The organism is Microbacterium abyssi (genome assembly GCF_015277895.1).
GTDB classification, from domain to species: Bacteria; Actinomycetota; Actinomycetes; order Actinomycetales; family Microbacteriaceae; genus Microbacterium; species Microbacterium abyssi.
On record NZ_CP063815.1, the window covers coordinates 487,887 to 502,091 of the forward strand.

A 14,205-nucleotide genomic window follows, 5' to 3' on the forward strand; every position below is an offset into this window, starting at 1 on the left:
AGCATAAAGGATGACGCGGCGAAAACACCAATCGAGGGCGAGCCTGCTGGCCGCCCGGGCGTTTCGGGAGGACGATGGACGGTGCGCAGTGCGACCGCTCGACAGGAATTTCTTGTTGCGGATGTTAAAGATGTTGTTAGTGTGGCATGTGTGATTTCGGCGGAAGGGGCCGTGTGAACGTGGAGCAGTCCGCCGTGGATGCTGCGCTCGAAGCAGGGGACTCCTGTGGCTGCGCGCCCAGCATCGCCGAGCGCCGTACCCTCTGGGGCAAAGGTGCACTCACCCGCCGTAACGCCCTCGGGCTCGGCGCGATCGGCGTCGTCGCTATCAGTGCTTTCGGGATCGGTTCCGGCATCAATGCCGCATACGCCGCCGACTACCCGAGCTGGGATGACGTCCAGCGGGCCAAGAAGAACGAGGCGTCGAAGGCCGCCGAGGTCTCCCGCATCAAGGGTCTGATCCAGTCGCTCGCCCAGCGCGTCACCGAGACCCAGGCCGCGGCCGAAGCCGCCGCCGCCGAGTACTACGAAGCGCAGCAGGAGTACTTCGCCGCCATCGCCACCGCAGAGTCGCTGCAAGCGCAGGCCGATGAGCAGGCGCTGCTCGCCGACGACTCCGCACGCAAAGCAGGCCAGGTGGCCACCCAGCTATACCGCAACGGCGGGGACGACACGGCCCTCGAGCTCTTCTTCGCCGGCTCGGCGACCAACGCCGACGACCTGCTCTCGCGCCTCGGCACGATGGACAAGCTCCTCGAATACAACCAGTCGGTGTACGACGACGCCGTCGCCGCACGCAACTCGGCACAGGCCCTCAGCGACCAGGCCGTCGTCGCCCGCGACGAGCGCGATCGCCTGCAGAAGGTCGCCGAAGAGAAGATGGTCGCGGCCCAGGAGGCCGCTCAGGCCGCTCAGGCCGCGCTCGACGAGCAGTCCGCGAACCTCGAGACGCTGAAGGCTCAGCTGGAAGCGCTGCAGAGCAACACCAGCAAGACGGTCGCCGAGTACCAGGAAGGCGTTCGCGTCCGCAAAGCCGAAGAAGCGCGGCGGCGGGCTGCGGCCGCGGCTGCTGCCGCCAAGGCCGCGGAGGAAGCCGCGAAGAACAACGGCGGCGGCGGTGGCGGAGGCGGTTCTGCCGGTAGCGGCGGCTGGGTCCGCCCGCACGGCGGTTACCGTTCCTCGGGTTACGGCCCGCGCTCGCAGCAGTGCAACAACAACGGCTGCTCGTCCAGCTGGCACTACGGCGTCGACCTCGCCAACGGCTGCGGCGCCCCGATCTACGCGGCGCACTCCGGCACCGTGGACTACGCCGGCCTCAACGGCGGCTGGACCTGGGGCTACGGCAACTACATCCGCATCCAGCACGGCGGCGGCGTCGGCACCGGCTACGGACACCTGAGCAGCATCGCGGTGCGCTACGGGCAGCGGGTCAACGCCGGACAGGTCATCGGATACTCGGGCAACACCGGCGGGTCCTTCGGCTGCCACCTCCACTTCGAGGTCTACATCAACGGCGGGTACACGAACCCGATCAACTTCATGGCGGCGCGCGGCATCTCGGTCTGAGCGTCCCCCGCTACGAAGAAGCCCTCGGCCGCGATCGCGCAGCCGAGGGCTTCTTCGTGTCCGGAGAGGTCAGTGACCCTGCTCGCCGAAGCGGGCGATCGACTCGTCGAGGATGCGCTGCGCCTCGGCGGCGTTGCCCCACTCGTCGACCTTGACCCACTTGTTCGGCTCGAGGTCCTTGTAGTGCTCGAAGAAGTGCGCGATCTCTTTCTTCGTGTACTCGGCCAGGTCGTCGACGTCCTGGATGTGCGACCAGCGCGGGTCCTTGCTCAGCACGGCGACGAGCTTGTCGTCTCCGCCGGCTTCGTCGCTCATCTTCAGCACGGCGACGGGGCGGACCTCGACGACCACGCCGGGGTAGATCGCGTGGTCGAGCAGCACGAGCACGTCGAGCGGGTCGCCGTCCTCGCCGAGCGTGTTGTCGAAGTAGCCGTAGTCGGCCGGGTAACCGAAGGTCGTGTACAGAACGCGGTCGAGGTGGACCCGCCCGGTCTCGTGGTCGACCTCGTACTTGACGCGGCTGCCGCGCGGAATCTCGATGACGGCGTCGTGTGCGCCCATGCGTGTGCTCCTCAGAAATGACGGTTGGATGCCGCGGACAAGCCTACCTGCGTGCGCGCAGCAGCAGTTTCTCGAGCGGGTCCGACAGCGCGACCAGCAACAGCGCGAAGTACCCGATGCAGGGGAGCGGTGTCCATCTGACCGAGCATCGCCGTCGGCACCGGCAGCCACACGATGGTCAGCATCCATGCGACTGTGATCCACAGCAGCGCTGCCCGCTGTGCTCGACGAGGAATTCGCCGGTGTCCGTGCCGGCGTCCGCTGCCTCCGAGACCGACTCCAGCAACGGCAGGATCAGCAGGGTCATCGCGATCGCCACAACGGCATCGACGAACGCCTTCAATCGCTCCGGTGCGAACGTCGCCTGGTCGGTCACCCGCTCAGAGTACGACCGTGAGGGACGCCGATGGTAGGGGGAGCCCGGTGTCGTAGCGTTGGAGGATGCCATCGCTTCCGCCCGCCGTCGCAGAGATCCGCCTCGCCGTACGCACCGCGCTCACGAGTCTCCCGGACGGGGTGACGGTCATCGTCGCGCTCTCCGGCGGCGCGGACTCGCTCGCGCTCGCTGCCGCGACCGCGTTCGAGGCGCGCTCGCGGGGGATGCAGGTGCTGAGCGCCACGATCGATCACGGGTTGCAGGACGGGTCGCCGGATGCCGCGGCATCCGCTGCCTCGAAGGCGGAGTCCCTCGGCATCCGGGCGCGGGCCGAGCGGGTGCAGGTGGATGCAGAATCGGATGCCGGCACCGAGGCGGCTGCTCGCGACGCGCGCTACGCCGCGCTCCGCCGCATCGCGACGGACGAGCGTGCTGCGGCCGTCCTGCTGGGCCACACGCTCGACGATCAAGCCGAGACCGTGCTGCTCGGCCTCGCCCGCGGCTCCGGTGCCGCGAGTCTGCAGGGCATGGCGGCGCGTCGGGAGGACGAGGACGGCACGGTGTGGCTGCGACCGATGCTCGGGGTGCGCCGGGTGACGACCGAGGCCTTCTGCACAGCATCCGACCTCGAACCGTGGCACGATCCGCACAACCGTGAGCACCGCTTCGCGCGCGTGCGGGTGCGCGAGAGCGTGATGCCCGTCCTCGAGTCGGAGCTCGGGCCCGGCGTCGCGGAGGCCCTCGCCCGCACCGCCGAGCAGCTGCGGGAGGATGCCGAGGCGTTCGACGAGATCATCCACGAGACGATCGAGGACATCGTCGAGCACGCCGAGGCCGGCATCTCCGTCAGCGTTCCAGCGCTCGCCGCGAACCCCGCAGCGCTGCGCAACCGGATCATCCGCCTCGTCGCGCACAGCGAGTTCGGTGCGAGCCTCACTCGCACCCAGACGCTCGAGGTCGCACGCCTGGTCACCGACTGGTCGGGTCAGGGGCCGATCGATCTTCCCGGCTGCTCGGCTGCACGCGTCGACGGGCGAGTCGTGTTCACCGCGCGATAGCGAGGAGCACGGCGAGGAGCCGAAGCGGCCACTTCCCACCGAACAGGCCGCCCAGCAGATCGCCGATCCCGCCGCGAGACGCCGAATTGCCGAACCCACGGGATCCGTCACCTAAAATCGAGTCATGCGTGCGGCTGAGATCCAGGATGACCTTGCAGAGATCCTCATCACAGAGGAGGAGATCAAAGCGAAGCTCGAAGAGCTCGCAGCTCAGGTGACGAAGGACTACGAAGGCAAGGACCTGCTCCTGGTCGGCGTCCTCAAGGGCGCCGTGATGGTGATGGCCGATTTCGCCCGCGCACTTCCCGTCCACGCGCCGATGGACTGGATGGCGGTGTCGAGCTACGGCTCCAGCACGAAGTCGAGCGGTGTCGTCCAGATCCGCAAGGACCTCGACACCGATCTGCACGGCAAGCACGTGCTCATCGTCGAAGACATCATCGACTCCGGTCTCACCCTCAGCTGGCTGCTCGAGAACTTCGAGTCGCGCGGCCCCGAGTCGCTCGAGGTGCTGGCGCTGCTGCGCAAGCCCGACGCCGCGAAGGTCGAGATCGACTGCAAGTACGTCGGATTCGACATCCCCACCGACTTCGTCGTCGGCTACGGCCTCGACTACGACGAGCGCTACCGCAACCTGCGCGACATCGCCGTGCTCGCGCCGCACGTCTACTCCTGACGCCCTCTGTCCCTGACGCCCGACGAGCCGTACGCCGTGGGCGAATCACAGCGGGGCCCAAGGACGCGCGCGATACGCTGAACGGATCATGGACGTGAAGAAGATCACCCGCAACCCACTGCTCTACGTGGTGCTGATCGGTGTGCTGCTGTTCGGCGGGTTCCTGCTGATCTCGAACCTGGGCGCTCCGAAGACGATCACGACGCAGCAGGGTCTCGACCTGCTCGCGGGCGAGACCGTCACCGAGGTCACCACGACAGACGGTGATCAGCGCGTCGACATGACGCTCTCGAAGGCGTTCGAGGACTCCACGCAGGTGCAGTTCTACTACGTCGAGGCGCGTGCGGACGAGGTCGTCTCCGCCATCAACTCCGCCGAGCCCAAGGACGGCTTCAACGACGTCGTACCCCGTGCCACCTGGTTCGACGGGTTCCTCTCTCTGCTCCTTCCGCTCGTGCTGCTCGGCCTGCTGTTCTGGTGGCTCCTCTCGTCCATGCAGGGCGGCGGCGGCAAGGTCATGCAGTTCGGCAAGTCCAAGGCCAAGCTCGTCAGCAAGGAGACGCCGACAGTCACCTTCGCCGACGTCGCCGGCGCCGACGAGGCCATCGAGGAGCTCGAGGAGATCAAGGAGTTCCTCCAGGACCCCGCGAAGTTCCAGGCGATCGGCGCCCGCATCCCGAAGGGCGTGCTGCTGTACGGCCCTCCCGGCACCGGTAAGACCCTTCTCGCGCGCGCGGTCGCCGGTGAGGCCGGTGCTCCGTTCTACTCGATCTCCGGTTCGGACTTCGTCGAGATGTTCGTCGGCGTCGGAGCATCCCGCGTGCGCGACCTGTTCAACCAGGCCAAGGAGAACGCCCCCGCGATCATCTTCATCGACGAGATCGACGCCGTCGGCCGTCACCGTGGCGCCGGCATGGGCGGCGGCAACGACGAGCGCGAGCAGACGCTGAACCAGATGCTCGTCGAGATGGACGGCTTCGACCCGAACGCGAACGTCATCGTGATCGCGGCCACGAACCGTCCCGACATCCTCGACCCCGCGCTGCTGCGCCCCGGCCGCTTCGACCGCCAGATCGGCGTGGATGCTCCGGACCTCAAGGGCCGTCTGCACATCCTCGAGGTGCACTCGAAGGGCAAGCCTCTCTCCAAGAGCGTCGACCTCGAGGTCGTCGCCCGCAAGACGCCGGGATTCACCGGCGCCGATCTCGCCAACGTCCTCAACGAGGCAGCCCTGCTGACGGCGCGCTCGAACGCACAGCTGGTCGACAACCGTGCTCTCGACGAGGCCATCGACCGCGTGATCGCCGGCCCGCAGCGCCGCACCCGCGTCATGAAGGATCGCGAGAAGCTCATCACGGCGTACCACGAGGGCGGTCACGCGCTGGCCGCGGCGGCGATGAACTACACCGACCCCGTGACCAAGATCACGATCCTGCCGCGCGGCAAGGCGCTCGGATACACGATGGTCATGCCGGTCGACGACAAGTACTCCGTCACCCGCAACGAACTGCAGGACCAGCTCACCTACGCCATGGGCGGACGCGTCGCGGAGGAGCTCGTCTTCCACGACCCGACCACCGGCGCATCGAACGACATCGAGAAGGCCACCGGCATCGCCCGCAAGATGGTCATCGAGTACGGCATGACCACCGAACTCGGGCCGGTCAAGCTCGGCTCCGAGGGCGGCGAACCGTTCGCGGGTCGCGACATGGGCCGCGGCCGCGAGTACTCCGAGTCGGTTGCCGAGCGCGTCGACGTCGAGGTGCGCGGACTGATCGAGCAGGCGCACGACGAGGCGTACCAGGTGATCAGCGACAACCGAGACATCCTCGACCGCCTGGCTCTCGCGCTGCTCGAGGAGGAGACGCTCGACCACAACCAGATCGCCGAGATCTTCAAGGACGTGCGCAAGCTTCCGGAGCGCCCGCTGTGGCTGTCGAGCTCCGACCGTCCGGTGTCCGATCGCCCGCCGATCGAGATGCCCAAGCGCGTGGTCCCCGCCGACGCCGCGGCATCCGTCGACGGCTCGGCGGACGCGACGGCGCTGCGCGGCGCCACCGGCGGCGCTCCCGCCTCTGGTCAGGCGCGCCCGGCGACGGCCTGATCGTGGCCGTCGACCGGGAACGGATCGAGCGGCTGACACGAGAGCTGCTCGAGGCGATCGGCGAGGACCCCGACCGGCCGGGTCTCAAGCAGACGCCGGCGCGCGTCGCCGAGTTGTACGACGAGTTCTTCTCGGGCGTCGGTGAGGATGCGGCATCCCCCCTCGCCCGCACCATCAGCGTCTCTCGGGGCCCCGCCCCTGAGACCCTGCCCTCCGGGGCCGTCCTGCTGCGCGACATCCGCTTCCGCTCCGTGTGCGAGCACCATCTGCTGCCCTTCGCCGGTCACGCGCACATCGCCTACCAGCCCGGTGAACAGGTCGTCGGGCTCGGCGCGCTCGTCCGCGTCGTCGAGACCATCGCGGCACGCCCGCAGGTGCAGGAGCGCCTCGGCGAGCAGATCGCCGACACGATCGCCGAGCACCTTGACACGCGCGGGGTGCTCGTCGTGCTGGATGCCGTGCACGGATGCGTCACGATGCGGGGCGGACGTCAGACGGATGCCTCGACCCTCACCATCGCGGCACGCGGCGAGTACACCGACCCTGTCGCGCGCGCAGAACTGATCGCTCTCATCGGATCCCTCCGACCGGCTCAGGGAGCGGAACGGTGACCGTGATCTGGGGAATCGTCAACGTCACCACCGACTCGTTCAGCGACGGCGGCCGGTACATCGATCCGGAGCGCGCGATCGCGCACGGATTGGCACTGCAGGATGCCGGGGCGACCATCCTCGACATCGGCGGGGAGTCCACGCGCCCCGGCTCCGAGCGCGTCGAGCCGGCGGTCGAGCAGCAGCGCGTGGTCCCGGTGATCCAGGAGCTCGCCGCGCGCGGCATCGCCGTGAGCATCGACACCCTGAACGCCTCCACGGCCGCCGCGGCCGTCCGGGCCGGCGCCCGCATCGTCAACGACGTCTCCGGTGGTCTTGCCGACCCCGAGATGCGCGCGGCCGTCGCCGAGTCCGGCGCCGACTTCGCCATCGGTCACTGGCGCGGCCCGTCCACCGACATGTACGCGCGCGCGGAGTACCGGCGGGCATCGCGGGAGGTCGCAGGTGAGCTGCGCGAGCGCGTCGGCGAGGCCGCGGCCGCCGGCATCGCCCCCTCTCGCATCATCCTCGACCCCGGCATCGGCTTCGCGAAAGCGGGCGACCAGAACTGGGACGTGCTGCGCGGACTCGACGACATCACCGCCCTCGGCCATCGCGTGCTCATCGGCACCTCGCGCAAGCGCTTCCTCGCAGAGGCACTCGGCGGCGGCGAGGTGTCCGAGGAGCGTCGTGACCTCGCCACCGCCGTCACGAGCGCCCTTGCCGTCCGCCACGATGTCTGGGCGGTGCGCGTCCACAACGTCGCCGCGACCCGTGACGCCCTGGCGATCGCTCACGCGTGGGAGGGCTGAGATGACGCGCCAGGAGATGACGAGCGACGAGATCCGCCTCACGGGCCTCACCGTCTTCGGTCGGCACGGCGTCTTCGCGCACGAGCGCGAGAACGGGCAGGAGTTCACGATCGATCTGAGCCTGCAGCTGTCGCTGGCGGATGCCGCGGCATCCGACGACGTCGCCGACACCGTGCACTACGGCGAGCTCGCCGAGAGCGTCGCCGCGGTCGTGGCCGGTGAACCGGTGAACCTCATCGAGACGCTCGCGCAACGAATCGCGGACGTCGCACTCGGCGACCGGCGGGTCCGCGCCGTCGAAGTCACCGTCCACAAGCCGCACGCCCCGATCCCGCTGACGTTCGCGGACGTCGCCGTCACACTCCGCCGCGCTCGCACCGAGGAGGCCTGATGGTCCGGATGCCTCCGATGCCGGCACCCGACCCGCGGCCGGGCCGCGATGCGGTCGAGGCGGTCATCGCCCTCGGAGCGAACCTCGGAGATCGCACCGAGACCATCCGGCGGGCGGCCGCGCGCATCGCCCGCCTGCCCCTCGTCGACGACCTGCGCCTGTCCGATCTGCACGAGACGGTCGCCGTCCGCCTGGACGGTCCGGATCCCGACGCGCCGAGCTACGTGAACGCCGTGGCGCTGATGACCACCCGGCTCGCGCCGCAGGTGCTGCTCGGGCTGCTGCACGCCATCGAGGAGGAACACGGCCGCGAGCGCCGCGAGCGCTGGGGTGACCGTACGCTCGACCTCGACCTCATCGCTTACGGCGGGCTGCGATCCGACGATCCGCACGTGCTGCTCCCGCACCCGCGCGCAGCCGAGCGGCTGTTCGTGCTCGAGCCGTGGCTGAGCCTCGACCCCGATGCCGCGATCCCCGGCCGCGGGCGCGTCGCCGATCTGATCGAGGCCCTGCGCCGATGAAGCGCACCTCGGCGCTCGCCCTCATCCTCCTGGCCCTGGCCGGAGGAGGGATCGGCTATCTCATCGACCACCTGCTCACAGTCGGCGGACGGGCGACGTTCTCACCGTCAGGGTTCCTGCCGCTGCTTCTGCTCGTGCTCGCGGCATCCGTGATCACCCTTGCGTGGCCTGTGCGGCGAAGTGTGCGCGGGCCGTCGCGCGCGCGTATCGACCCGTTCCGCGCGATGCGTGTGGCGACCCTGGCACGTGCATCCAGCCTGCTCGGCGCGATCATGACGGGATTCGGATCCGGACTGCTGGCGTTCCTCCTGTCGCGTCCCGTCGCACCCCAGGTAGGGTCGGTTGTGGCGATGGCGGCGCTCGTGGCGAGTTCGCTCGCACTCGTTGTCGCAGCCCTCGTCGCCGAACAGTTCTGCACCCTGCCGAAGGATCCTGATGACAGACAGCCAGATGACCCCGCCGGAGCCGACGGGAGCTGATCGGCCGCAGCCCGCTGCCGCCCCCGTTCTCGACGAGGGCACCTATGAGCAGCTGCGCGAGCCGCGAGGCGCCGGACGTCTCGCACTCGATGGCCGATGGCACCAGATCTCGCCGCGCTACGTCACCTCGCAGTTCCTGCAGAACGGCCTCGTTCTCGCGCTCCTGGTCATCGTGGTGCTGGTGCTGACGCTCGTGCTGGACCAGACCTGGGCGTGGATCCCCGGGGGCATCCTCGCTGCGGTCATCCTCGTGACGCTGGCGATCCTGCCGCGCCAGGCGAGGGCGATCGGCTACATGCTGCGTGAGGACGACATCGTGTTCCGCAAGGGCATCCTCTGGCAGCGCATCATCGCCGTCCCCTACGGCAGGATGCAGCTCGTCGATATCACGCACGGGCCGCTCGATCGCGCATTCGGCGTCGCCCAGCTGAAGATGGTCACCGCGGCCGCGACCACCGGCGTGCAGATCCCCGGACTCACGCAGGCCGCGGCCGAGTCGCTGCGCGACACGCTGATCGACGTCGCCGAGACGCGCCGGACGGGCCTGTGAGCACGCCCGAGCAGCCGGAGCAGTTCGCGGGACAGGCGCCCGCACAACCGCCGCTGCCGCCCGTCCCCGAGCCGCCCGCCGACGTCGACTCGCTCGCGGACGGCGAATGGCATCGCCTGCACCCGCTGACACCGCTGTTCAAGGGCGGACTGGTGCTGATCATCGTGGCGGGCATCGTGCTCAACAGCTTCCGCGATCGCATCATCTACTGGATGGTCAACGCATTCGCGCCGCAGGCGCACGTCGAGGACTACTCGGCCGGAGACCCGGTCGACTGGGTGCTGTCGAACAATTTCATCCTGATCGCACTGCTCATCGTGCTCGGCGTGCTGATCGTGCTGATCGCGGCGTTCTGGATGGTGTGGCGGTTCCAGCAGTTCCGCATCTCGGAGGAGCACGTCGAGGTGCGCAAGGGCATCATCTTCCGGTCGCAGCGGCGTGCGCCCCTCGACCGCGTGCAGGGCGTGAACCTCACGAGACCGTTCCCCGCCCGCCTGATCGGCATGGCCAAGCTCGAGGTGGTCGGCGCAGGCACCGACGCGAACGTCCCGCTGGAGTACCTGTCGACCCCCAAGGCCGAGAGCGTGCGCGCGGACATCCTGCGCCTGGCATCCGGCGCTCGTGCGGCCCGCGCCGCCCGGCAGCGCGGAACGCAGGACGCTCCGGCCGGCACCCGCCGCTCCCAGCTCGTCGGTTCGATGAACACCGGCGTGAGCGGACTCATCGAAGGTGTCGACCTCGCCGACGTCGCGCCTGAGAGCGTCGTCAAGATCCCCACAGGGCGCCTCGTCGGATCGCAGCTGCTGGCGGGCCTGCTGTGGCTGGTGTTCTTCCTGGTGCTGTTCGGCATCACGATGGCGTTCACCGTGCCGGCGATCCTGGCCGACGGCGGCCCCGATGCCGGGTTCGGGATCCTCGGTGTCGCGCTCGGCATCGGCATCCCGTTCGTTATCGCCGCCGTGGCGATCACCTGGGCGCAGATCTCGAAGTCGCTGCGCTACTCGATCGCGCCGACGCCGGACGGTGTGCGCATCACCTATGGGCTGTTCACGACGATCACCGAGACCATCCCGCCGGGGCGCATCTTCGCCGTCGAGGTCACGCAGTCGATGCTGTGGCGCCCGTTCGGGTGGTGGGCGATCAAGATCAACCGCATGAGCGGCAAGAGCCTCGCGCAGCAGCAGTCGAGCACCGCGCAGCAGTTCAACATCGTGCTGCCGGTCGGCGTCGCCGCCGACGTGCAGCGGGTGCTCGGGCTGATCCTGCCCGATCTGCCGGAGGCCGACCTGCCACTGGTGTGGGAGCACGGAATCCAGGGCCCGCAGAAGCAGGGCGAGGATCCGTACCGGACCATGGCCCGACGCGCCTGGTGGCGCCGGCCCTTCTCCTGGAAGCGGCACGGCCTCGCCGTCACCGATTTCGGAATGCTGCTGCGCCGAGGCAACCTGTGGCGCAAGCTGGCGGTGTTCCCGCTGGTCCGGCTGCAGGGCATCTCCGCGGAGCAGGGTCCGATCGACCGGCTGCAGAAGGTGGCGGCGCTGAAGGCGCACAGTGTCACGGGGCCCGTGCTCGGCGAGATCGTCGGCATCGAGAGCGTCGAGGTCAATGCCGCTGTGAACGACATCGCGCATCGTGCCTCGGTCGCCGTACAGCGCGACCACAGCCACCGGTGGGCGATGGAGATCGAGGCGGAGGCGCCCGGTGCCGCGGAACCAGGAACGCAGGCGCCCGAGACCGTGGCGCCCGTCGAGATGGAGGCGCAGGTCCGGACCGAGGAGCCGCGTGAGTCGTGACGGCCGTCTCGGCGTCGGCATCGTCGGCGCCGGCCGCGTCGGACCTGTGATCGGTGCAGCGCTCGGCGGGGCCGGACACGCGATCACCGGCATCACCAGCGGATCGGACGACGACCGGGTCGCGGGGATCCTCCCCGGCGTGCCGGTGCTCGACGCCCCGGAAGTGCTGCGCCGAAGTGAACTGGTGATCCTGGCAGTCCCGCACGATGAGCTTCCGGGACTTGTGAGCGGACTCGCCGATCTGGGCGCGTGGCAGCCCGGGCAGCTCGTGCTGCACACCGATCCGGCCTACGGCATCGCGGTGCTGGAGCCCGCGCAGCGGTCGGGCGCGATCCCGCTCGCCGTGCATCCCGCGATCTCGTTCACCGGCACCTCGATCGACCTCCGCCAGCTGCAGGCCGGGTTCGCCGCGGTCACGGCACCCGCGCCGGTGCTGCCGATCGCGCAGGCGCTCGCGGTCGAGCTCGGCTGCGAGCCGGTCGTCATCGACGAGGAGGACCGTGCGGCGTACGCGGAGGCGATCGCGACGGCATCCGAGTTCTCCCGCGCCATCATCGGCCAGTCGACGTCGCTGCTGCGCGGCATCGGGATCGAGAACCCGGGCGGGTACCTGTCGGCACTCGTGCAGTCGACCGTCGAGACCGCTTTGCGCGAGGCATCCGACCCGCCCGCGATCTGACGCGCGTCGGCTGTGAACATTTCGACTCGCTGCGCTCGCTCAAGGCGTTTCGTCTGCGGCGGCTGGGCCGCCTCCGCTCAACGACCCGCGGGGCCGAAGCCTGTTCAGCAGCAGCGCCCCGCGGGTTGTTGAGCGAGTCGAAGGCGAGACGAAACGGGCTGAGCGACCGGAGGGAGCCGAAGCCTTCTCGGCAACGCGCTCAGCGTCCGCCCGAGAACCCGCCGCCGCCCCCGCCCCCGGAGAAGCCGCCCCCGGCGGAGCCGCCGAAACCCGACGAACTGCCGCTGCTGGGCGAGGAGTAGGTCGACGATGCGCGGGTGGCCGAGGCGATCAGTGCGACGCGCAGGGCGATGCCGTAGCTCGTGCCGTCGATCCAGCCCGGCTCCTGCTGCGCCGCGCCGTACGCGTGCTCGAGCACGGTGCCCCACTCGCGCTCCTGCCCGAACAGGATCGCGTAGGGCAGCAGCCGCTCGTACACGTGGATGATGTCGACGCCGCCGTCGCTGCGCCGCTCCGCGCCGCTGTACGACTGCAGCATCCGCAGTCGGTCCTCCTCCGCGACGCGGATGAACTCGCGCACTCCCTCGAGGTACTCCAGCTGCAGTGCGCCCTCGGGCGTGAGCACGGTGTGCTTCGAGAACGCCACGATGCTCGAGATCAGCACCAGCGCGCCGCACAGCAGCGTCACGAAGAACACCGGGCCAGCCGAGTCGCGGCCCATCGCGATGCTCCACACCAACAGTGCCACCATGACGGCGAACGCGAGCAGCGCGCCGGCCTGGACGATGCGCGCCGCCGTGCTCCGTGCCTTGGTCGTGAAACCGCGCTTCTCCGCCTCGCGCGCGGCCGATCTCAACAGCTTCTGCACGCGTCCTGCGAAGGACTTGCTGTTCTTCGGCATCTTCATCACGATGCCGATCTCGTCGCTGCCGAACAGCGCTTTGAGAGAGCGCTCGTCGATCGGGTCGGGGATCGGCGCATCCAGCCGGCGGAGTCGCGGGCGGCGCTTCTTCTCACCCTCGTCCGGGATGTCCTCCAGGCGCAGCATCCCGCGCACGGCGAGATGGATGATCTGCGCCGTGAGCGGGTTCTTCGCACCGGGGATGAGGCTGCTCGCCACTAGGGGCGGCATGGCATCCGGCACGTCGTACTGCGCGACGACGATCCCAGTGCCGCGCCGGCGGCGGCGGATCATCATGCTCGTCGCGAGCCAGCCGCAGACGGACAGGAGCGCAGCCCCGCCGCCGACGGCGTAGGGCAGCACATCGGTCGCCGGGCTCGGCAGGCGCGCCGGCGGCTGCGTCACGGTGCCGGGCTCGAGCGCGATAGCCAAGGTGACACCCTCACCGGCGGTGAGTGCCTCGGCCGAGACGGTGAACGTGCCGCCGGAGGCATCCAGTTCGCACGTGTCGACCGCGCCCTGACGCCCCTGATAGCAGGACGCGTCGCCGGTCAGGTGCTGGGCGAGGCCCTCGTCGAAGCGGACCTCCGCCTGGAACGATCCGATGTCCTGCGTGCTGTCGAGCGGGAGCAGATCCCAGTAGAACTCGTCGACCTCGGTGCCCGACGCGGCGATGACGACGTCGCGCATCTCGTACTCGATGACGTACGTCGTCGAGCCGTGCACGTAGTCGTCGTTCCCGGTGAGGACGTACAGCACGCCGTCGTCGTCCTCGGTCTCGTACGGCACGTCCTCGCCGTTCTCGTCGCGCACGGAGAGGATCGTGGTCTCGAGGCTTGCGCCCTGGTAGCGCTCCGGATAGCCGGCGACGATGCCGCGATTCTGGTCGGACTCGGGAAACTCGGCGACCCGCGTCTCCACGACGTGCAGTGTGGAGCGGCCGTCGTCGTCGATCCCGACGTCGAACGTCGCCTCCCACGAGGAGAAGTCGAAGTCGTCGACGTCGCCCGCAGCGGATGCCGAGGCGACGGTTCCGGCGAACAGCGCGGACGCTGCGACGGCCGCAAGCGAAAGGGAGCGGAGGAGCATGCTTCGAGGGTACTTGGCAGTGAACTCAGGCTCAGGGAACGTCTCTGAGGGCCGACGCTG

15 protein-coding genes are annotated in these 14,205 nt (G+C 69.3%); 12 read left to right on the plus strand and 3 right to left on the minus strand.

All coding sequences use genetic code 11. The features are described 5' to 3' along the window. The first annotated feature begins 173 nt into the window (after nt 1-173). Nucleotides 174-1,565 (plus strand): M23 family metallopeptidase, encoded by a 1,392-nt coding sequence (locus tag IM776_RS02335; protein WP_228479867.1) that lies wholly within the window; start codon nt 174-176, stop codon nt 1,563-1,565. A 69-nt stretch (nt 1,566-1,634) separates the two neighbouring features. Here IM776_RS02335 and ppa read toward each other — a convergent pair whose 3' ends face one another. Next, the gene (gene ppa / locus IM776_RS02340) at nt 1,635-2,126 is read right to left on the minus strand and encodes an inorganic diphosphatase (RefSeq protein WP_194421480.1); all 492 of its coding nucleotides are present in this window, start codon (nt 2,124-2,126) and stop codon (nt 1,635-1,637) included. Between the two features lie 178 nt (nt 2,127-2,304). Next, nucleotides 2,305-2,502, minus strand: coding sequence for a TMEM175 family protein (locus IM776_RS15830; protein WP_228479868.1), 198 nt, complete (start codon nt 2,500-2,502; stop codon nt 2,305-2,307). A gap of 65 nt (nt 2,503-2,567) precedes the next feature. Here IM776_RS15830 and tilS point away from each other — a divergent pair, with 65 nt between their 5' ends. The 11 genes from tilS to IM776_RS02400 all read left to right on the plus strand — a co-directional run bounded on the left by tilS (nt 2,568) and on the right by IM776_RS02400 (nt 12,155). Further along, a complete protein-coding gene (tilS, locus tag IM776_RS02350) occupies nt 2,568-3,560 on the plus strand; it encodes a tRNA lysidine(34) synthetase TilS (RefSeq protein WP_194421481.1) in 993 nt (330 codons plus the stop codon). 124 nt (nt 3,561-3,684) lie between these two features. Next, a complete protein-coding gene (gene hpt / locus IM776_RS02355; RefSeq protein WP_194421482.1) occupies nt 3,685-4,236 on the plus strand; it encodes a hypoxanthine phosphoribosyltransferase in 552 nt (183 codons plus the stop codon). A gap of 88 nt (nt 4,237-4,324) precedes the next feature. Then, on the plus strand, nt 4,325-6,340 hold the full coding sequence (gene ftsH / locus IM776_RS02360) for an ATP-dependent zinc metalloprotease FtsH (protein ID WP_194421483.1): 2,016 nt from the start codon (nt 4,325-4,327) through the stop codon (nt 6,338-6,340). Between the two features lie 2 nt (nt 6,341-6,342). Continuing rightward, complete coding sequence (gene folE / locus IM776_RS02365) at nt 6,343-6,951, plus strand: GTP cyclohydrolase I (protein ID WP_194421484.1); 609 nt, start codon at nt 6,343-6,345, stop codon at nt 6,949-6,951. Next, a complete protein-coding gene (gene folP / locus IM776_RS02370) occupies nt 6,948-7,742 on the plus strand; it encodes a dihydropteroate synthase (RefSeq protein WP_194421485.1) in 795 nt (264 codons plus the stop codon). Before folE ends, folP begins: the two co-directional genes overlap by 4 nt. A gap of 1 nt (nt 7,743) precedes the next feature. Beyond that, complete coding sequence (folB, locus tag IM776_RS02375; protein ID WP_228479869.1) at nt 7,744-8,133, plus strand: dihydroneopterin aldolase; 390 nt, start codon at nt 7,744-7,746, stop codon at nt 8,131-8,133. Beyond that, nucleotides 8,133-8,654 carry a 2-amino-4-hydroxy-6-hydroxymethyldihydropteridine diphosphokinase gene (folK, locus tag IM776_RS02380; protein WP_228479870.1) on the plus strand — a complete coding sequence of 174 codons (522 nt, stop codon included), beginning with the start codon at nt 8,133-8,135 and terminating at the stop codon, nt 8,652-8,654. Before folB ends, folK begins: the two co-directional genes overlap by 1 nt. Beyond that, complete coding sequence (locus IM776_RS02385) at nt 8,651-9,133, plus strand: DUF3180 domain-containing protein (protein WP_194421486.1); 483 nt, start codon at nt 8,651-8,653, stop codon at nt 9,131-9,133. The genes folK and IM776_RS02385 overlap by 4 nt, the downstream gene beginning before the upstream one ends. Beyond that, nucleotides 9,090-9,683: a PH domain-containing protein gene (locus IM776_RS02390; protein WP_422730931.1), complete on the plus strand. Its 594-nt coding sequence runs from the start codon at nt 9,090-9,092 to the stop codon at nt 9,681-9,683. Before IM776_RS02385 ends, IM776_RS02390 begins: the two co-directional genes overlap by 44 nt. Continuing rightward, nucleotides 9,680-11,476: a PH domain-containing protein gene (locus IM776_RS02395; protein WP_194421487.1), complete on the plus strand. Its 1,797-nt coding sequence runs from the start codon at nt 9,680-9,682 to the stop codon at nt 11,474-11,476. The genes IM776_RS02390 and IM776_RS02395 overlap by 4 nt, the downstream gene beginning before the upstream one ends. Then, nucleotides 11,466-12,155 carry a DUF2520 domain-containing protein gene (locus IM776_RS02400; protein WP_194421488.1) on the plus strand — a complete coding sequence of 230 codons (690 nt, stop codon included), beginning with the start codon at nt 11,466-11,468 and terminating at the stop codon, nt 12,153-12,155. The genes IM776_RS02395 and IM776_RS02400 overlap by 11 nt, the downstream gene beginning before the upstream one ends. A 199-nt stretch (nt 12,156-12,354) precedes the next feature. On the opposite strand, the gene IM776_RS02405 is transcribed toward IM776_RS02400, so the two are convergent. Continuing rightward, entirely contained in the window at nt 12,355-14,145 is a 1,791-nt protein-coding gene (locus tag IM776_RS02405; protein ID WP_194421489.1) for a DUF2207 domain-containing protein, read from the minus strand. Between the last annotated feature and the right edge of the window lie 60 nt (nt 14,146-14,205).

What these genes read in the sequence shown, in the direction of transcription:
- ppa (WP_194421480.1), bottom strand. Translation starts at nt 2,126, where the DNA reads ATGGGCGCACACGACGCCGTCATCGAGATTCCGCGCGGCAGCCGCGTC.
- tilS (WP_194421481.1), top strand. Translation starts at nt 2,568, where the DNA reads ATGCCATCGCTTCCGCCCGCCGTCGCAGAGATCCGCCTCGCCGTACGC.
- hpt (WP_194421482.1), top strand. Translation starts at nt 3,685, where the DNA reads ATGCGTGCGGCTGAGATCCAGGATGACCTTGCAGAGATCCTCATCACA.
- ftsH (WP_194421483.1), top strand. Translation starts at nt 4,325, where the DNA reads ATGGACGTGAAGAAGATCACCCGCAACCCACTGCTCTACGTGGTGCTG.
- folB (WP_228479869.1), top strand. Translation starts at nt 7,744, where the DNA reads ATGACGCGCCAGGAGATGACGAGCGACGAGATCCGCCTCACGGGCCTC.
- folK (WP_228479870.1), top strand. Translation starts at nt 8,133, where the DNA reads ATGGTCCGGATGCCTCCGATGCCGGCACCCGACCCGCGGCCGGGCCGC.
- IM776_RS02385 (WP_194421486.1), top strand. Translation starts at nt 8,651, where the DNA reads ATGAAGCGCACCTCGGCGCTCGCCCTCATCCTCCTGGCCCTGGCCGGA.
- IM776_RS02390 (WP_422730931.1), top strand. Translation starts at nt 9,090, where the DNA reads ATGACAGACAGCCAGATGACCCCGCCGGAGCCGACGGGAGCTGATCGG.
- IM776_RS02405 (WP_194421489.1), bottom strand. Translation starts at nt 14,145, where the DNA reads ATGCTCCTCCGCTCCCTTTCGCTTGCGGCCGTCGCAGCGTCCGCGCTG.